Here is a 19809-nt window from a genome sequence, read left to right as displayed (position 1 = left end):
CACTACACTTACTAATCCTGTTTCTCTTTTTGTTCAATCTTAACACCAAGTTTCCTTAATTCTTCAAGACCATTTGTATTCTGAGGATTAAGCTCAACCGATTTTTTATAATAATAAACGGCTTTGTCTTTTTCATTGTTCTTAAGCAATGCTTCTGCATAGCTATCGTAAACATTCCAATCCTTAGGGTTAGCCTCTAAATTGATTTTAAAAATTGCCAATGCTTCTCTCATTTTTCCTTTTAACAGGTAACGATACCCAAGTTTGTTCAGTTCCTCTCTTGAAAAATTATAATCGTAAGCATTATTTTTCTTTAATTCGGTATAAACTCTTATTGCTGAGTCAATTCCCTCATTTTCGATCAGTTTGTTTAGTTCATTAGCAATGGAAGGTTTTGGATTTCTTAATTTCGCTTTAGGGCTTAACAAATGGATTCCAATATCATCTGGCATAAAAGCAGAATTAGATAAAACCACAACACCTCGTTCTCCATCTTTGGTAAATCCCATGAAAGACATGTATCCCCCGGTTCCGCCATTGTGCCATAGAATTTCTTTTCCTTCAACGGTCATTGTCACCCAGCCTAAACCAAGAGTCATATCACCAATTGAACTGCCTGAATATTTATGCGATAATTGCATAGCAGGATAAAGTTTGCTTTTAACTATGCCCATATTTGCAGCCAAATATTTTAACATATCAACAGCGGTGGATCTAATTGCACCGGCTCCAGCCATTCCTGGTAAATCCCAATTCTTTACCTCAACACCAATTCGATGTCCCTTGGCCAAATTCTTTCGCATTTCAGGCGTAAGGCTAATTCTGGTGTTATCCATCCCTAATGGGTTTGCAATATTTTCAAGCATTAGCTCCTCGTAAGAAGTGTTGTTTTTATCAGCTAATACATTACCTAACAAACCCATTCCCAGGTTAGAATAATTAAATTTGGTTCCAATATCGTATGACAATTCATAAGTATTTATAAACTCATAAATTTGTTGTACAGTAAGGTTTGCATACTTATTTTCAGGCTCAGTTATCGCGAAATTATTGGGGGTGCGTGGTAAAGATGATGAATGGTTGGCCAAGTGAAATAACTTTATAGAATTGCCATTTCTGCATGGGGCCTTAATACCCTCGGGCAACAAATTTTGAAGTGGAGTGTTCAAACTTAGTTCACCTTTGATCACTTCATTGGCCAGCAATATGCCTGTGAATGTTTTTGTAATGGAACCAATCTCAAAAATTGAATATTCATCAACAGGTTCTTTTGTTTCCAAAGACTTAACACCACAACTGTAAAAACTTGTGCCATTGGCAGTAACCACACCAATAACAATACCAGTATTAATTCCCTTTTCCACACGTTGCTTAACATTCTTCTTTAATTCCTCAGTAAAAACCTGATTTTGAGCATTGCCATTGAAATGAACTGCCCATAAAAACAGGTTAAGAATTATGATATATTTTTTCATGATGTTGATGAATTTTATTAACTGATGAATTGCTTGTATAATATATATTTAATATGATTTTTTAATATCAAAACAGCTAGAGTGATAAGTTAAAATTCTCCTGATCTCAAGTTCATTCAATTCCTCTATCCACTTTACCTTTTCAACCACTGAATATTTATCAATTATGGATAATGGACATTCTCTTTCACGACTACCATTTCCAAAGCTCAAATTCACTTTTGGACACCCAAACGCAATACTATATAACTGGATGGGACTCATTGCATTTTTCATTGAATAAAAACTCTAAATTAAATGATGAATTAACCAAACATTGGGTTCGATATATACCCCCACATTTCTTTCTAAGCACATGTAAACCGGGCTTAAGGCCTGATTGACTATATAATTTCCAGAATTCTTAAAATGCAACCCGGACCAATTCTCCCAATCTTTTATAGTACCTCTTATTTCCATTGATTTATTACAGACTCCAACTATGCTTCCTCCCAATTCCAGATGAACTCTTAACCATGGATCAAAAGCTTTCCCATCTTCTCTTTTCCATCTGATATACTTATCCATTGACATTAGAGGATATTTATATTTTAAAGTGGGTCGAATTGGCAAGGCTATATTTTCGATATTATTTTGCTTCCCAATATCCATCATTGCCTGAATCATTTCGGAACTTATCCCTTTACCTCTGTATTCTTTGTTGATTAAAATTTGAACAGCTACAAGTAAATTTACGTCCTTTTTTTCATCAAAATCAACATTTGCTTTCTCCATTGCCCAATCCAAACCATTATCTGGCAGATTATTAAGAGAATTTATCCATTGTAATGGTATCATATTTCCTATGCCAACAATTTTTTCTCCATCGAATAATGCAAACTGATAATCTGAAAAATTTTCATATAAGGAAGACCAGTACTTCTCTACAATACTATCGTTCTGCATGAACTCAGGCCAACTTTCCTCACCCAATAACTTCTGATGTATTTTGAGTGCTAATTCTGTATCCTTAACGATTTTAAATACCATAACATTAATATTTCATTCAAGCTTTAATAAAATTAGCTATGCAATGCTTCATACAGAATCCTAAAGCATCGCGCTTTATTGATTTAAGTAAGTAGTTTTTGGAGCAGTGCCCTTTCTGTAAAATTGAAAATGACAGTATTCCCCTCCTTTCGCAAGGGTACAGGACCTTCTAAATTCACATTGCACAGCTTGTTCAATTAAAGGGTAGCCAGCCAAATCGTGCTCGCAGCCAAGTGTATTCAATTCAGGGCATTCTATGCCTTCAAAGAGTTCTATATTTAAACATGATATCACTTTAAACTCTAACAAATCATCTGTTTCATTAAAACCACTGTTCTTCCAGCTTCCTACTCTGTCTATCTCTGTAAACATGGCACGATTATACTTCTTGAAATTGTCAAACACATCACCTTCACATTTTACCAGATCGTTTAATTCATACAAACAAGGCATTGATACCATTGCCATTTTTTGAATCATGGATGTCATAAATTTCTTTGCAAACAGCCTTCCTCTTTTATCAGCTAAAGCATAAAACAGTGCACCTAAAAAGATCAATTCCTTAGCGATTACAGCACTAATTTCATTTGCTTTAACCATTACTTCGGGATATTCGAATTCGATTCTCCTGGAGTGTTTTTTTACACTTAAAGCAATGCTGAAAACGCCAATCAAACCAAATTCTTTCCTCAACAAATGAAAGATGACTTTCTTTTGTTTTCTCAACGCTTTCCTGGGCATTTCTAAAGCTTTACCATACAATTTTAGCTCTTGTACTTTCATCGGGTCTGAATTCTATTTAAAGTTTCCAAACCAAAGGTATGGTTGAATAGCTTGTCGATCGTCTCATTATATGAAGATGAGACAAGAAGATGTCTCAAATATTCATAACACCCACATTATCAATAATATTAAAAAAAAGAGTACTGATTACACTTGAATATGAATTGCCACAGCTTATTTAAAACTTTTTGAATTCATTTTAAGAATATAGCGAGCAGTTATGAGTCGAACAATTCACGATAGGAACTGCATAAATGGTAATATCGTATTCTTAAAACTTATAATTCTCCCTGAATTCTGATGGTGTTAAGCCTGTAGTTTTTTTGAAGATTCTATTAAAGGTGGCTTTTGAATTAAAACCAGCGTCCATAGCCAGACCTAAGATTGAAATGTGTTTGTTTTTTGGATTGGCAGCCAAACTCTTAAACTCATTAACCCTGTATTCATTAATAAACTCAAAAAAGTTTACACCCAATTTGCTATTAATGATTTTTGACAATTGATGCGAATGAATATGTAATTCGTTTGCTATATTTCCAATATTCAATTCAGGCTCAAGGTAAGGTTTATTTGTATCCATCAGGAGCTTTAATTTTTGAATAATCGGATCCTTTTCATCCTGTTCTGTATTTATGGATTGCCTTGATGTCTCCTTTATTTTAGAGGACTTAGTCTGAATAATATTTTTTTGCCCTGTATCTACATCATTGTTATAGATCACTCTCTGCTTATAGCTTGAATATGCCAGGTAAAAGAAGATGACTATATTCAGCAGTATCATTACATAATCCAGCAAGTAAACCGAAATAATATGAGCCGAAACCAGTGCGAGGCCAATAAAATTCAAAATGATAATACCAAAGAGTGCAATCACAATACGTTTGATCCAGGAAAGATTAATTTCCTTTTCATATGAAAAAGCATTTTTGATATTGTTCTGGTGGTTGATCAAAACAATAATAGTGCGAATCAGAAAATAAACCTGTACCAAGAGTAGTGTTAGCAATGGAAGCATCATGTACATGGAAAGATCTTGTTGATTTTCTACTTGCAATAACCTTGCATCCTGATCTAATAACAAATATGGAACAAGTGCAGCAATAAATATAAAGATAACTCCAAAGTGGTATAAGTTCTTGAAATTTATTTTAAAACCAGGATCAGTTAAAGAATTGGTATAAACGAAAATAAAAGGAGCATGCAGAACCATGACTCCGCCCAATATTGCTCCCCAAATCGATTCGTGCAGAAGAATATTTCGTTCCAATAAGAATGGGATCCCAAATTGGAAAACAAAATTGATCACCCATATCATTAAGAGATAATCGCTAATACTTTTTTGACGTTTGAGAAAGATAATAATGGCAATTAACAGCGCATTTACAGCAGCAATCAGGCTAATGATATCCATTGGGTGAAATGTTTTAATAGACTTACTAAAGGTAAACATTTTAGGTGTACTTACCCAAAGAGAATAAAGTGCTGTAAGAAATAATAAACTCAAGCTTTTAAGACCATTTAAGGCTGATTCATTCAATTATATTCCTGTAGAAGTTTAATAATGTGGCATATATATATTATTGAGACTTCTCCTGGTCTTAACATTTAATTTTGATACCCCTAAAACTTAATCGAAATGTATTTTAGCAAACAATTTTATGGGAAAATCGAAATGATTTTGAGCTAGCATTTGGATTATTTCGAGTTCTTTTCTGATTTGTTCATCTTACCTAATAAAGTTAAAATGTGCTGTTTAGATTTATTTGCCGATTATTCTCTTACAACAATCTTTGCACTAGCTGTTCTGGCCTTTACTGCTGGATTTATAGATGCTGTTGTAGGAGGAGGAGGATTAATTCAAATTCCAGCTTTACTGATTAACTTACCCAACACGCCGGTAGCTACAATTTTTGGCACGAATAAGGTAGCGGCAATTACAGGAACATCGGTTGCCGCATATCAGTTCTCGAAAAAAGTGAACTTCAACTTCAAGTTATTAATTATTGTTTCATTTTTTTCCTTCGTTTCTTCCTTTTTAGGTGCAATGATTGTAAGCATCATCAACTCAGAAATATTAAAACCAATTATTTTGTTTGTTCTTGTAATAATCCTGGTATACACCTATTTAAAAAAGGATTTGGGGACAGGTAGCAAGAAGGAATTAAGTTTCAAAAAACAGGTAATTTATGGCTCATTGATTGGAGGTATTGTTGGATTTTACGATGGCTTTTTTGGTCCAGGAGGAGGCAGTTTCTACTTGCTTGGATTTGTTGTGCTATTAGGATTTGACTTTGTAAGAGCCTCGGCCTATGCGAAAATTATTAATTGCGTTACAAATGTAGGCGCACTACTTGTATTTTTAAAACAAGGAAATTACTTAATGCAAATAGGAATTGTAATGGCCTTCTGTAATATTGCGGGTAGCCTAATGGGTAGTAAGATGGCATTAAATCAAGGAAATAAATTTATTCGAGTTATATTTTTAATTGTAGTTATCTTAATGATTTTAAGATATGCTTATGATATTTTCATAACATAAAGCGAATAAACCTGTACGATTATCGACTAAAATAAAAAAAATGAAAATCAATGACTTTAAACTGGAAAGGTACTTTGCCAAACATGAATTTACTGCGAAATATTTGCTCTCCAGTTCTGATTGTGATGGCTTTGAGATGCAGTATCTTATAGATTTAGCCTCTGATCATGAACTTGATTTATGGAAAAATCTGAAATTGGGATATACCGAAAGTGCCGGACATCCACTTTTGCGTGAATCAATACTGCAACACTATCAGCAAAACGATATAGAAAATGTTGTGGTTGCATCGCCAGGAGAGCTTAATTTCATGAGCATGAACATTCTATTGTCCGATAAGGATCATGTGGTTTCGGTTGCACCCGCTTATCAATCCTTACATGAAATTGTAAGGTCATTAAACTGTGAGCTATCCTTATGGCAACCAAATTCTGAAAACTGGCAATTTGATGTAGGTGAATTGGAGTCGTTAATTCAAGAAAATACCCGTTTGCTGATTATCAATTTTCCTCACAATCCAACAGGTTCGTACCTTACACGAAATCAATTGGATAAAATAGTATCAATAGCAAGGAAACACAACATTACCATTTTCTCTGATGAAATGTACCATAAACTGGTAGCAGATGATGTTGAAGTATTGCCTCCAATTTGTGACATTTATGAAAATGGAATTAGCCTTTGGGGAACGTCAAAATCTATTGGTTTGGCAGGATTACGAACAGGCTGGCTGGTCAGTCAAAACAAAGAGTTTTTAAGGAAAGTAATGAGTTTCAAAGACTATTTAAGCATTTGTAACAGCGCTCCTGCAGAAATCTTATCAATCATTGCTTTAAACAATTTCAATCGCCTCTTAGATCACAATAAGGATAAAATTAAAACCAACATAAACCATTTTACAGAATTCGTGAATCAGCAGGATCTATTTTCTTCTTTTATCACTCCTAAATCAGGTTCAACAGCTTTAATTCAATTAAACATTCAGGAAAACTCCATTGATTTTAGCAATAAGTTGGTAAATGAGACGGGTATTATGACCGTTCCGGCGGAAATGTTCGATTATAAAGGAAAATATATTAGAATTGGATTCGGGAGAAAAAACTTCCCCGAGGTGCTCGAAGTTTTTGCGAAATATCTGAAGAGTTACAATTCTGCATTTACATCGAAGTAATAATGCTATCTATTTTGTATGAGAAACCTGGGGCAGAGATGCTCCGCTACTGTGCGAGTCCTCTCGCGTGGGAATGACTAATTTACAGTTAACAATGATCAATTAGTAATGAATAATAGCAGGCAGCCAATAACTTGAAGCTTGTTGCTTGCAACTTGAAGCTTTAGTATTCTTCTCCTCTAGCCGGAGGGGCTCTCACTTTTTGGCTTAAGCCCAAAAAGTAAGCAAAAAACCCAAGGCGAACTGAAAATTGCAATTTGATTCTTGAAATGCTTAAGTGCGGCTGGGTGATCCTTAAGCAAGCTTGCAGCTTCCCAGTCTTACTAAAGCCTTTCTTCGAATAAAATCACAATTGTCAGAATGCCGGACAGCGACTTTTGAAGACAATACAATTAACAATGAGTAATGATCAATTAGTAATGAATAATAGCAGGTAGTAGAAGCTTGTGACTTGAAGCTTGCAGCTTATACCCAAAAACATTCGGTAAGCAACAAAAAAAAGCCTACACAAAACTGTGTAAGCTTTTCCATATTCATATGTAAATTCATGCTTTACAGAGGCTGCAGCATTGCCGCCATACCGCCACCCGGTGCCAGTTTACATTCAGCCTGATAGTTTCGATCAACAATGATCTCTTTCATTTTGTAGTCAATGGCATTTCTGTCGGCATTCACTCCATCCTGGTAAAGGGTCATTTTGTATTTTTTGCCTTTGGGAAGGAAAGAAAGATCGATTTGCAGTGTGCGTGCATCCCAATCTGTCATGGCACCCAGATACCAATCTTCACCTTTTCTCCTGGCCAATAGCAGGTAGTCAGCAATTTTAGCATCCAATACCCTGGTTTCGTCCCATACTGCCGGAACTGCCGATAAGAACTTCATGCATTCCTCCTCTTTGCGGTAATTGGATGGATTATCGCAAAGCATTTGCAAAGGACTCTCGTAGGCCACATACATGGCCAGTTGGTGACAACGTGTGCCCATGCTCATTGGGCGATCGAAGATGGGTTTATAATTCTTCTTCTGTGCATTGTTCATGGCCCCTGGGGTGTAATCCATTGGTCCGGCTACCATGCGCGAAAATGGCGTAATCAGATTGTGTTCCGGCGTTTGTCTCAAACTCCATTTGTACTGCTCTCCCCCATTTACTCCTTCGCGGGTCAAAACATTCGGATATTTTCTTCTCAGGCCGGCAGGCTTGTATGAACCGTGAAAATCGACTAAAATTTGTCTCTTTGCCGATTCCCTGGCAACTTTGTGGTAATAATTCACCATCCACTGGTCATCCTTATCCATAAAGTCAACTTTAATGCCTTTGATATCCCATTTCTGAAACTGGTCCAGGGCTTCTTCCAACTGATCATCCAGGGTTTTCCAAACCACCCAAAGAATCAAACCAACCCCTTTTTCTTTTGCATAGGTGGTAAGTTCTTCCATATCCATTTCAGGCACGATTTTCATAAGGTCTCCCAACTCGTACCAGCCTTCGTCAAGAATGATGTACTCCAAACCATATTCGGCCGCAAAATCGATATAATACTTGTAGGTTTCGGTATTGATTCCTGCACGAAAATCTACCCCATATACATTATTGGCATTCCACCAATCCCAGGCTACTTTTCCAGGTCTGATCCATGATGGATTTTCAATTTCGCAAGGAGCTGCCAACAACCACGACAGTTGATTGGTGATTAGCTCACCATCATTTTCGGCAATGGCAATGTATCGCCAGGGAAAAGTTCTTGTACCCTGTGTTTTGGCAATATAATCCATTCTGTCGCGCACAAAAACATCCCTGTCGCCAACCTGTTCTGTTTTGTTTGGATAAGCAGGAAATGTGGCTGTTAAGGCATTGCCTTCTGCTCCATTGAACCACATGCCCGGGTAATCTTCCAGGTCGGTTTCGCCAATCACCATTTTTACACCTTTTCCAGAATCCATTAACACGGGTAAGCTACCTAAATCTGCGGAAGTAAGCTGGCCTATAGAAGTAAAATCGTAATAGACCTGGTTGTTGGAATGAAAACTCTTTTCTTTGGGCCAATACAGCAAGTGATTGTTTGCAAATTGAAAATCTCCTTTTTCTGATTTAACTGTGATTTCTTTTGCAAATCGACTTTCGAAACGATAGGCAATTCCATTGTTATAGGCTCTGAAGCAAAGATCAAAACCTTTTTGAAAGGACAATTTCAACTCATTGTAATTTTCTTCGATGCGATTGGTTTTTTCGCAAACTTCGGGGGTAATTGTTCTGTTAACAGATTGGATGGTTTTGTTGATCACCTTAGGGTTTTCGCCCAGAGTAAGATCTTCCAATACCATGGCAATTTTTGTAGGCAATAGCAATGGAATTTTATTGTACGATAATTCAAAACTGATCTCCTCTCCTGTTCGAATCAGGATGTTTGTTTTTTTATCGGGCGATTGCAATTCATACTCTTTTGCATGAATTGCGCCTGCAAAGCAGATCAATATCAGCAAGCAAATTATATTTCTAGTCATTGTATTTTATTTTGTAAGTTCTAAGATTTGTTCCTTGTAAGGTTCAGGGTAAGCAGAAATCCACACCTCTGGCTCGAAATCAAGATTCTCCTTATCGTAACCCATTACAAACACCTCAATTTCCTGGCCAATCATGTCCTGATTCAAGGGCAGGTAATAGGTGTAATTGCTGTCTCTTTTGGAATTGACAAACTCCCATGTGTTGGATGGATAAGATACACTTCTATCAGGACAACCCAAGAGACGATCTCCAATTTTTGCAGCTGCATAAGCTCCTTCAATTCCATGCTTCCCATTGATAGCTATGGATAGATATCCACCCTCAGGAATCTCATTCAAAATGAATTTGGCATGCCATGCTTTTTCTGCTTTTTTCTTCTTTGAATGGGCGAATAAATTGGAAGCTTTCCACTTGCTTCGGTCCAACATTTTGCCATCTCTCCAGGCTTCAATTTCTACCATACGTCCGGGCTGAGCATGCAATCGAACATAGCGAATAGGTTCTTTACTATTGATGCGCATTTCTTCGCTGGCAAAATAGGTGATGGTTTTCCATTTTTTCAGGTCGGTTGAGACTTCTGCATAATTACCTTCATCTCGCAGTAAAGGCTGTAAAGAATAATCATCAGGCACACGAATGATGAGTTGATCTACATCTGTAATCTCGCCCAAATCCAATCGGAAACATCCACCATCAACCTTTTGGTCGATATTGTATTTTCTGCTTGGCCAAAATCCGGTTTCCAGATCTCCATCGAAAAGATTCTTGTCCCAAACTCCGCGGTCCACAAATACATCCTGATTAAAAAAAGCATCGCGCGCTTTCTGAACCTGCGGTATTTTCGTATCACCTGATCGTTGCAGAGAACGTACCTCTAATGCATTGTTATCGGCAGCAAAACAACTTGCTTCGTATAGGGCCTGTGCTTCTTCCGGAATTTTAGTTACAGATAAATCAGCCAGTTTACGATGCGCATCATCCTGTAATTTTTCACCTTCAAAGTTCAGCTTTACCGATTTTCCTTTCAATAATGATGGGATATTTTTTCCATTCAGCTTGGCCGTTTTGTATTGTGCCGGATCTATCAATTCTATTTTTTTGCGGCTTCCTGCTTTTCCCAATAGCTTCATTAGAATTGCTTTGCCGGGAACATTTCTCACCACTTCGAAGTCTGTGCCCTGTACGGCAGGTTCATCAATTGACTTTGAACTTGCCAGGATCAAACAGGAACGGAAAGGTGCAACTTCCACCTCAATTTCATCCCCTTTCAGGAATTTACCTAATACTTTTTCAGTCGGGTGAAACTGACGAACTTCAATTTCATTGCCATCCTTCAAACCAATTTCGTGATCAAGCTTTACTTTATAACGAACTGGCTCCCAGCTCAAATTCCTTAAGGTAATTAGTCTTGTTTGCTCATCGCCGCGCGAAACTGCCGATGGACCATATTTATTTCCAGGCAGAACCATTCCATTCACTAAGATCTTTCCAAATTTTCGATGCAGATTATAGATTCTTGCCAGTTTAGGGAATTCATCGTCTCTTAACAACCAGGGATTACCGTAAATCTCAGGCGCAAGAATCATACTGCGATTGAAAGCCTGTAGAATCAGATCATCATCCCAGTAATCCAAACAGGATGAGATGCAAACACCATGATCTTCGGTCAATCGCTTCAAACCGGGAACTAATCCCCTCTCCAATGCCCCTGCACGATGGTGAGGTGCCGTTGTGCTGTTAGAGGTAAATACATCGATATAGGTTTCCTGTCCGCCCCACAAAAATGTAGTAGCATATGCTTTTCCTTTGTTCAAACCCAAACGGTGATTCAGAAGTATCAAATCAGGGCTGTAACGCCTGCACTCCTTCATCATCTCGATAAAGGCATCTTCTTTTTCGGGGCGCAAAGGACCACACACAGCATCGAATTTAAACAGGGCGAACTCATAATCTTTACAAAGATTCACCATTTGATCGATACGCGCCAGCTTCTCTTCTTCGCGATCTCCAAATCCGTCAGGACCGCCCCAAACACCCAGTCGGGTGCCCATGGCTTTTGCCTTTTCGTACATGGGATCAAATCCGTTCGGAAACTGCTTTTTAAATCGCTCGGAAGCAATGCTTCCATAAAAGCGTTTGCCATCGATAGCTCCTGCGTCGAAAGCATAAATGTCCAAAATCATCCCATACTCCTCGTGCAACCATTCAAAGAAATCCAGGTTAATCATTGTGTGTTCTTCTGTTGCTCCTTCGTTTGTGTTGTTGATCCAGGAGAAGTATTGCGCCCTCGACGGACTCTGCTCATCGGCTCCGGGATACACTTGTTCCTGTCCGTTAAGCTGCTGCAAAAGACAGCAGAAGAGCATTGCTACAATTGTTCTTTTCATATTCATTCTTTTTACTATATCGGGAAAACTGATCTACGAAAATTTCCCTTTTTGTGAATCCCTTTCATGGCTTCACTCTTTTTGTTTTGGTCATTCCTTAAAGGCTCCCGGGAAGATTTTCCCGGGAAATATGATTTTACCAACCCGAATTTTGTTCCAAATGCGAAATGTCAATCTCGCTTTGCGGAATTGGCCACAAATAGTGTTTGTTAGGGTTAAATGTTCTTTCTCCCCACGAAAGTGTGATCTCTTCACCTGAATCCGGATCGGTATAAGTCAATCCTTCAGGAACTCCAGGCATCACATTTTCAGCAATTTTCCATCGGCGGATATCCATCAGGCGCAAGCCTTCAAAAGCCAACTCTACCCTTCTTTCGCGTCGAACAATTGTTCGCAACTCTTCCTTGCTTTTTCCTGTTGTAATTACTGGCATATTCACATCAGGACGCTGGCGTACTTCATTGATGGCATCATAAACCGACTGATCGATATCATCATTCTCAATTTTTGCTTCCGCATAAGTTAGCAATATTTCGGCATATCTGATCAATATAAAATGGATGGCTCCATTCCAGTAATCCCCATTATCAATATCATCTTCCGATATGTATTTCAACCAGTTGTAGCCTGTGGCCGTTTTGTTCCATTGTCCGCCGGTACCATCCGTTAAATCATCGCCTGCAACAATATCCTTTCCGGGATATGTAGCTCCTGGAATGGTATTGTAAACACCATTGCGCCAGTCTCTACCCGGGTAAAGAATAGAGTGGGTCAATCGTGGATCGCGGTTTGCATAAGGATCGTTTGGATCGAAAAGTGGCGAGCTCTCGATTGGATTTCCATCGGTACATTCGTAGGCATCAACCAATGACTGTAAAGGGCAACCACTACTCCAGCCACCCACAGAGTTAGGACCGTAATTCTGCATGGTGAAGTTCCAGTGATTGTCTTTGTCCTTCATCTCCTGCAGGTCGAATATCACCTCGCTGTTATTAATTCCTTTGTAGGTAAACATATCCTGGTAACTGTGATAGATCGTGTACACACCAAGGTCCATTACCTCTTTGGCTGCTGCAGCCGCTTCTGCCCATTTTTCCTGGTACAGAAGAATTCTTGCCTTTAAAGAAACAGCTGCACCTTTGGTAACACGTCCCAAATCTTCACCGCTGTAACTTGTTGGCAAATCGGCAGCTGCGGCTGTTAAATCGACCAGCATGGCATCCAGAATTGTCGCTGTGGCCGTTCTCGTGCTTTGGGCAGCTTCATCGGGCGTTAGACTTGTGGTAATGAAAGGCACATCGCCAAACAGGTAAACCAAATCGAAGTAAAAGTAAGCTCTTAAAACCTTGGTTTCGGCAAGAAAACGTGCCTTTTTGCTGGCCGCCATGTCTGTCACACCATCGGCACCTTCAAATATTCTGTTTGCCCTTTGAATGCCTCTATAGCGCTCTTTCCACCTTATTTCTACATAGCCATCGTAGGCCGAAGCTGTTCCGTCTGCCAAACGGTATCCCGCATTCCATGAATGATGATCGAGGGCATTGTCGGTAAGCGCTTCAATGCGAAGCAAATCGGTAGAATAACCATAGCTGGTTCCCCAGCTGTTAAAACCAATTGAGGCATAAACGGCATTCACCGCATAAATCAAATCTTTTTCCTGGCTAAAGAAATTTGTTGATGATACCTGGTCGCTTGGTGAGCGCTCCAGGAAATCGTCGCTACAGCCTGCCAACACCAATAGCATTGCACAGCACAAGCTCAATATTTTTGTTTTCATATGTCTGTTTTTTATCCGTTTACACTGATCTTAAAATTGAAGTTGAACACCCATGGTATAGGTCGATACCGGTGGATAATAGTTAGGTCTCCCATCGTAGGTTTCTGGGTCCAATCCCGATTCAACATCGGTAATGGTGAACAGGTTGGTAGCTCCAACATAAAATCTTAGCTTTTCGATTTTCCACTTCTCCAAAACCGAAGAAGGCAGTGAATAAGCAAATTGCAGGTTTTTTAACCTGATATAGGAAGCATCCCTGATCCAGAAATCGTTGTACAGGTAATTGTTCTTGTTCGATGCAGCTTCCAATCTTGGGAATGAAGCATCAGGATTATCTGGTGTCCAGCGATCCAGGACCCTTTTGGTGGTGAAGATTTCGTAGGCTGGTCCTTCGTTTGGTGCGCCATAGAAGTAATTTTCTGCCTTCAGAACGCCCTGGAATGAGGCCGAGCAATCGAAACCTTTGTATTCCATAAACACATTCAGACCCACATTAAAACGCGGAATTGATGAACCTATTACTTTACGATCTTCATCGTTAATTTCACCATCGCCATTCTGATCAACCAGCTTGATATCGCCAGGTTTTAACTGCGATTGATTTGGTTGAGTGGCATGATTATCGATCTCTTCCTGCGATTGGAACAAACCATCCGATTCATACCCGTAAAAAGCATTTACCGATTCTCCTTCTTTCAGGATGGTCCATCCATTAATCGATGGTTCATTTCCGGCAAAATCAACCAACTCATTTTTTACATCGGCAATATTGAAGCCTATGGAATAGTTGAAATCTTTAATCTTATTGCGGTGTGTAAGAGAAACTTCCCAACCTGTATTTCGCATTTTACCGGCATTGGTTTCCGAGGCAGCCAAACCCGTTAGGTATGAAATCGGCAGTATCAACAATACATCTTTTGTATCCTTCTGATACCAATCAGCCACAATATCCAGCTTGCCATTAAACAAAGTCAGGTCAAAACCAAAATCTATCATTTCGGTGGTTTCCCAGGTAATATCCTTGTTTGCATAGTACCATTGCGAGTATCCATTCACTTCGGCATCGTTAAAGTTGTATGGAAAATCGGCATAAACAGTAGAAGTAAATTTATACAGACCAATATTCTGATTCCCAAGCTGTCCCCAGCTACCTCTTAGTTTTAGGTTGTCCAAAAATTCGAAGCTGCTCATAAAATCTTCTTCAGAAATTCTCCATCCGGCCGAAAAGGAAGGGAAAACGCCCCATTTGTTTCCTTTATCAAATCGAGAAGAGCCGTCGTAGCGGATATTTCCTTCCAGAAGATATTTTCCTTTGTAGGAGTAATTTACTCTCCCCAAATAGGAGAACAGGGCCCAATCTTCAGGGTAGCCCAAATTGCTTTGTCCTTCGGTATCACCCGTATTTAGCTCTACATAATCATCGCTGTAGATATTATTTCGTGATCCCTGAAGGGTATATGATTTATTTTCGGTAACATCGATACCAGCCAAAACATGTAAGCTGTGATCTCCAAAACTCCTGCTGTAGTCCAACAACCCCTTGAAATTGATCTCCTGTTGGTTCCAGCGTCCATCGGTCAACTTGCTTGGAGTCCAGCGGTGAACAATCTCATCCGGATTTTCAGGATTTCTGAAATTGTATTCAGCCCGGTAGTTTTTGTACCTGTTGTTGATGCTTTTGTAAGATAGATCCGATCTTAGGGTCAAACCATTCAGAATCTCCAGATCAGCACCCACTTTCAGATTTAAGGCCTCATTTACAGACTCGTTCATACCACCAACTTCCAAACAGGCCAATGCATTGGTATTGTCCTTGTTCAGGCCATACACCCCATTTGGATATTGCAAAACTGTTACAGGCGAAGTCCCAACAATGGCTCCAATGGCACTGCTCAGTCGGTTCGGTTTTTCATTCTCTCTTCTATTGAAGGAAACATCAGCTCTAAGCTTCAAGTTTTCCTTCACCTGGAAATCTGTATTCAATCGAAAACCAAAACGTTCCGATTCTACATTCTTCAGCATCCCATCTTGTTTCAGATGATTCAGAGAGAGTGCAATTCTCGATTTATCATTCCCCCCGCTAATGCGAACCGACTGATTCAGCACAGGAGCTGTTTCAAACAATTCCTCAAAAAGGTTCACGTAAGGATAATTGATCGGATCGTTACCAGCTACCGTATTTTGAATGTACTCAGGCGAATATTTTGGATTCATTCCTGCATTTACCAATGCTTCGTTTACCAGGTTCAGGTAATCTTCAGCTCCCACCAATTCGGGCAAGGTAGCAGGTGTTTGCCATCCGTAATAGCCATTGTAGTCTACCTTAAAACCACCTTCTTTTCCACGTTTGGTGGTAATCAATACAACACCATTGGCCGCCTTTGCACCATAAATGGATGAAGAAGCTGCATCTTTTAGAATGGAAACACTCTCAATATCATTGGGATTTACATCGCCCAAAGGCATTTCGATACCATCTACCAATACCAGCGGAGAAACGCCTGCCGAAATTGAGCTAATTCCCCTGATTTTAAAATCAAGATTCTCTTCTCCCGGTATGCCACCACGGTCGATAATGGTTAAACCTGGTACGGCTCCTTGTAATGCTTGTCGCGAATCAGTCATCGGTTTGTTCACCATTTCATCGCCTTTCACAGCCGATACCGATCCCGTAAGGTTAGCTTTCTTTTGCGTGCCATAACCTACTACAACCACTTCGTCCAAACCCAGAACATCTTCCTCAAGGGTGATATCCAGTATGGATTGATTGCCTACACTAATCTCCTGATCGAGATAACCGATAAAGGTGAATAGCAAAACCGCATTCTCTGCTACATTAATCTTGTAGTTCCCGTTAAAATCGGTAGTTGTTCCTGTTGTTGTTCCTTTCACAATGATGTTTACACCAATGAGAGATTCCCCATTTTTATCAACTACCTTACCGTTCAATACTTTTTGTTGCTCCTGCCTGGCATAAATAGCATCCTTCTCATGCACAGGCGCAGCCATTACCGATGAGCCCATTAACAAGAATGCACTACAACATAGGCCCGCCAAACATGAAAAACTCTTTGTTCGTAAAGCCCTGTAGCTTTCCAAACTTCCTCTGTTTTTTTTCATAAATTTTCACTTAGGTTAAAAAATAAAATCAACTGTTTTCACAAGGAAGGTGGGAGCATCCTTGATGGGTTTTACCTGTTATTTCATATTGAAATGAAATGATTAGCTTGGTGTCAATCACGAATCAACACTTCCCAAAACAAGCTATTTTAGGGCGTTTTGGCTTGTACAGGCTGACCAAAAACTTGCACAGAAAGACCTTTTACAAGTTTCAATGATCAATTATCAATGGATTGATTTTTAGTTAAGCGTATTAACCTGAGTTCGATTAAAAATATCGGTCACAGAAAAGAAATGACGATGAATAGATGCGATGAGATGAGCAAAAAAAGCAGGCAGGAATACTAATTAATCATTATTCATTAGTAATTGTTCTTTGTATTCTGAAGGTGCTACGCCGAATTGTTGTTTAAAACAACGGGTAAAATAAGATGGAGAGTTAAAGCCTACCTCGTAAGCAATTTCATTCACAGATTGTTTGGCTTCAATTAGCAGGTGAGCCGATTTACGAAGACGTACAAAGCGAATGAGTTCATTAGGCGATAAATCGGTAAATTTCTTCAGCTTTCGATAGAAATTGGATTTACTCATTTGCGTTGCGACATACAATTCATTAACACCAAAGGCGTTGTCGGCAAGATTTTCCTCGATAACGTGGATGGCATTCTGCATAAAGTCATCCTGCAACCATTCCCTGTACATTTTATCTTCGGGTGTTTCATTCACTTCCTTCTCAATTTCCTGGTTTTGTCCTCCCCTTTTTCTGAGCCTGTAAATGATAAAAGAGAGCAAAATAATGAACAAAAATAGCAGTCCTAAAATCATGGAAGAAGTCCATGACTTCCTGATCTGAAACTTGAAAACCTGCACATCCTGATTCATGATACCATCGGCATTGATGGCAGAAATGCTCAGCTCATAAGCTCCCTTGGGGAAATGAGAAAAATCCAATTTATATTGTTCTGCAGACAAATACATCCATGTTGAATCGGGATGAGAAAATCGATAAGCAATTCCATTTTCAGCCTGGTGGTTGTAGGAGTAATTGTAGACATGAAAAGTACCGGACAAGTCTTTATCGCCCTGCACCACTTCAAAATGTGCCTCAGGAAGATAGTTCAACTGCTCGGGTTGAATGGCTACTACGCCATCGTTGCTGCCCCAGTAAAGGTCGCCGCTGGCAGATTTAATTAACTTTCCATGATTAAAGCTGTTGGCCTTCGATCCTCCCAGAATTTGATAATTGGCAAACAATTTAGTTTTAGGATCGAATCGGTAAATTCCCATTCTTGAGCCCAGCCATAAAGAACCCTGTTGATCTTGCTTTAAGGAGGTAAATTCAATTACCTTACTGGTTGGATTGTAGAAAACAGGCTTTGCATTTTGATTTTCAACGAAAGCCAATCCTTTTGATGTGGCAGCCCAGACTCCTCCCTCCTTAGCAAGCATAAAATCTGAAACTTCAGTACCCAAATCTACTTTTCGCTGGTTCACAAAAAGTTCCAAAGTATAGGAAAGTATATAACGATTATCCAATGAATCAATCATTACATTGATAGAAGCTAAGCTATCAAGGCTACTAATTTTTTTACCTATTAAATGATAGGCAAAAGTTCCTTTAGATGAACAGATATAGAGTTTCTCACCATATTGCTTCAAGGCATAGATGTAATCATTTTTTTCAAGGCCAGCTTCGCGGGAAAACAACTGCCCCGAGGCTTGTAGTTTATGAGGGTTCTCTCCCACAGCTTTAACAGTGATGATACCCATATGTCGGGTTCCAACAAATAGCTGATCTTTGTGCTGAAAAATGGCTTCCACATACAAATCGTTCAGGTTGCCTCGAAAAATTGGCATGGATTTCAATTTTCCCGATAGGCTATCCAGAACAAACAAGCCTTTACCCGAAGTTCCGGCCCAAATTCGACCTTGCTCATTTTCAAATAAGGCATTGATATAACCAGCCTCTGCCTCTGGCAGATCACTCTCAAATTTACGATAGGAGATTTTTCTGCGATCAATTCGATCCAGGCCGGCACGATTGGTTCCGATCCACAATGCCCCCGATGCATCTTTGTACAATACATTGATTTGTGCATCGTAATAATCATTAAAAATTTCATTCTCCCGGTTGATATAATCTTTCAACACATATCGATCTTCATCATTGTATACCTGCTGTATAAAATCACCATAAGTGCCCAACAAAATATCTCCTTCCTGCGAAAGACTCATGGAAGAAAAAGAACCTTTTACAATGCATTTCAAATCAGTATCTTCATGTAAATAGAGCCCCTTATCGCTAAGAATTGCTATTTCTCCATTCTCCATAAATTGAATGGCTTTTATGCCTTCATTTTCCATTGGTGGAATCAATTGTGTAAACAACGGCAAACCTGCTGTATCTTGTTTTACTTCCAACACGCCTTTTGTAGTGGTTCCCAATAATACGTTCCCTTGCGGTGATTTCTGTATGCATAAAACAGCAGCATCAAATCGCTTTGTTCCCTTATTGTTATTGCTATCAAATTCAAAAATGCCTGATGTCGTTGCAATGAAAGCTTTTTCTTTCAGCCTGAACATTGCCTGAATCATCAGTGAATCATTTGGAAAACTAATTTTTTGATAGGTTTTTTTGCTTATGGAATAGAGGTAATTGCCCTGTGTTGTTCCCAACATCAGGTGATCTTTATTCAACTGATCGATAAAATGCAACTGGAATCCGGGCATTCCTGCAGACATTGGGTGACAGGAAAATTCTTTGCCATTATAGGAACACAAGCCTTCCAGTGTGCCAAACCACATTCTGCCCGTTGAATCCTGGAAAATGCTAAAAATTGTATTGTTCAGAATGCCATGTTCTGTGGTGAACTTCTCCAGTTTCTGAAAATAGTTACTCGCCTGCAGTGTTGTCCCACAGGTCAAGAGAAAAATAAAAAACCAGTTGAAAATTCTTCTTTGCATTCCAATTTTTTGCTAAGTTTCAAAGATAGAAAAAACAAGAGTGGCCTACAATCTCCCACAT

The 19809-nt window shown here is 39.1% G+C and carries 11 protein-coding genes; 2 read left to right on the top strand and 9 right to left on the bottom strand.

From position 1 onward, the window contains the following. Positions 1-11: 11 nt before the first annotated feature. The 4 genes from ELS83_RS07700 to ELS83_RS07685 all read right to left on the bottom strand — a co-directional run bounded on the left by ELS83_RS07700 (position 12) and on the right by ELS83_RS07685 (position 4791). Positions 12-1475 carry a serine hydrolase gene (locus ELS83_RS07700; RefSeq protein ID WP_171594958.1) on the bottom strand — a complete coding sequence of 488 codons (1464 nt, stop codon included), beginning with the start codon at positions 1473-1475 and terminating at the stop codon, positions 12-14. 288 nt (positions 1476-1763) lie between these two features. Next, complete coding sequence (locus tag ELS83_RS07695) at positions 1764-2504, bottom strand: GNAT family N-acetyltransferase (protein ID WP_171594957.1); 741 nt, start codon at positions 2502-2504, stop codon at positions 1764-1766. A gap of 75 nt (positions 2505-2579) precedes the next feature. After that, positions 2580-3287, bottom strand: a complete 708-nt coding sequence (locus tag ELS83_RS07690; protein ID WP_171594956.1) for an L-2-amino-thiazoline-4-carboxylic acid hydrolase — start codon at positions 3285-3287, stop codon at positions 2580-2582. Between the two features lie 271 nt (positions 3288-3558). Then, entirely contained in the window at positions 3559-4791 is a 1233-nt protein-coding gene (locus ELS83_RS07685) for a helix-turn-helix domain-containing protein (RefSeq protein ID WP_171594955.1), read from the bottom strand. A 240-nt stretch (positions 4792-5031) separates the two neighbouring features. On the opposite strand from ELS83_RS07685, the gene ELS83_RS07680 reads away from it, so the two are divergent. Next, the gene (locus ELS83_RS07680) at positions 5032-5826 is read left to right on the top strand and encodes a TSUP family transporter (RefSeq protein ID WP_171594954.1); all 795 of its coding nucleotides are present in this window, start codon (positions 5032-5034) and stop codon (positions 5824-5826) included. Between the two features lie 40 nt (positions 5827-5866). Next, positions 5867-6997, top strand: coding sequence for an aminotransferase class I/II-fold pyridoxal phosphate-dependent enzyme (locus ELS83_RS07675; protein ID WP_171594953.1), 1131 nt, complete (start codon positions 5867-5869; stop codon positions 6995-6997). Positions 6998-7549: 552 nt separating this feature from the next. On the opposite strand, the gene ELS83_RS07670 is transcribed toward ELS83_RS07675, so the two are convergent. The 5 genes from ELS83_RS07670 to ELS83_RS07650 all read right to left on the bottom strand — a co-directional run bounded on the left by ELS83_RS07670 (position 7550) and on the right by ELS83_RS07650 (position 19748). Further along, complete coding sequence (locus tag ELS83_RS07670; protein ID WP_171594952.1) at positions 7550-9499, bottom strand: glycoside hydrolase family 97 protein; 1950 nt, start codon at positions 9497-9499, stop codon at positions 7550-7552. Between the two features lie 6 nt (positions 9500-9505). Beyond that, positions 9506-11887: a hypothetical protein gene (locus ELS83_RS07665; RefSeq protein ID WP_171594951.1), complete on the bottom strand. Its 2382-nt coding sequence runs from the start codon at positions 11885-11887 to the stop codon at positions 9506-9508. 136 nt (positions 11888-12023) lie between these two features. Further along, positions 12024-13664 (bottom strand): RagB/SusD family nutrient uptake outer membrane protein, encoded by a 1641-nt coding sequence (locus tag ELS83_RS07660; protein ID WP_171594950.1) that lies wholly within the window; start codon positions 13662-13664, stop codon positions 12024-12026. A gap of 30 nt (positions 13665-13694) precedes the next feature. Further along, the gene (locus ELS83_RS07655; RefSeq protein ID WP_171594949.1) at positions 13695-16784 is read right to left on the bottom strand and encodes a SusC/RagA family TonB-linked outer membrane protein; all 3090 of its coding nucleotides are present in this window, start codon (positions 16782-16784) and stop codon (positions 13695-13697) included. A gap of 348 nt (positions 16785-17132) precedes the next feature. After that, the gene (locus ELS83_RS07650) at positions 17133-19748 is read right to left on the bottom strand and encodes a two-component regulator propeller domain-containing protein (RefSeq protein WP_171594948.1); all 2616 of its coding nucleotides are present in this window, start codon (positions 19746-19748) and stop codon (positions 17133-17135) included. Positions 19749-19809: the final 61 nt, after the last annotated feature.

Origin of the sequence: Marinifilum caeruleilacunae (assembly GCF_013141825.1) — a bacterium.
Taxonomy (GTDB): Bacteria; Bacteroidota; Bacteroidia; order Bacteroidales; family Marinifilaceae; genus Marinifilum; species Marinifilum caeruleilacunae.
Note: the sequence above shows the minus strand (reverse complement) of the source record. Positions and strands in the feature narration are given on the sequence as shown.

Coding starts and splice junctions, on each gene's coding strand:
- ELS83_RS07700 (WP_171594958.1), bottom strand. CDS start 1,475: ATGAAAAAATATATCATAATTCTTAACCTGTTTTTATGGGCAGTTCAT.
- ELS83_RS07695 (WP_171594957.1), bottom strand. CDS start 2,504: ATGGTATTTAAAATCGTTAAGGATACAGAATTAGCACTCAAAATACAT.
- ELS83_RS07690 (WP_171594956.1), bottom strand. CDS start 3,287: ATGAAAGTACAAGAGCTAAAATTGTATGGTAAAGCTTTAGAAATGCCC.
- ELS83_RS07680 (WP_171594954.1), top strand. CDS start 5,032: ATGTGCTGTTTAGATTTATTTGCCGATTATTCTCTTACAACAATCTTT.
- ELS83_RS07675 (WP_171594953.1), top strand. CDS start 5,867: ATGAAAATCAATGACTTTAAACTGGAAAGGTACTTTGCCAAACATGAA.
- ELS83_RS07670 (WP_171594952.1), bottom strand. CDS start 9,499: ATGACTAGAAATATAATTTGCTTGCTGATATTGATCTGCTTTGCAGGC.
- ELS83_RS07665 (WP_171594951.1), bottom strand. CDS start 11,887: ATGAAAAGAACAATTGTAGCAATGCTCTTCTGCTGTCTTTTGCAGCAG.
- ELS83_RS07660 (WP_171594950.1), bottom strand. CDS start 13,664: ATGAAAACAAAAATATTGAGCTTGTGCTGTGCAATGCTATTGGTGTTG.
- ELS83_RS07655 (WP_171594949.1), bottom strand. CDS start 16,784: ATGAAAAAAAACAGAGGAAGTTTGGAAAGCTACAGGGCTTTACGAACA.
- ELS83_RS07650 (WP_171594948.1), bottom strand. CDS start 19,748: ATGCAAAGAAGAATTTTCAACTGGTTTTTTATTTTTCTCTTGACCTGT.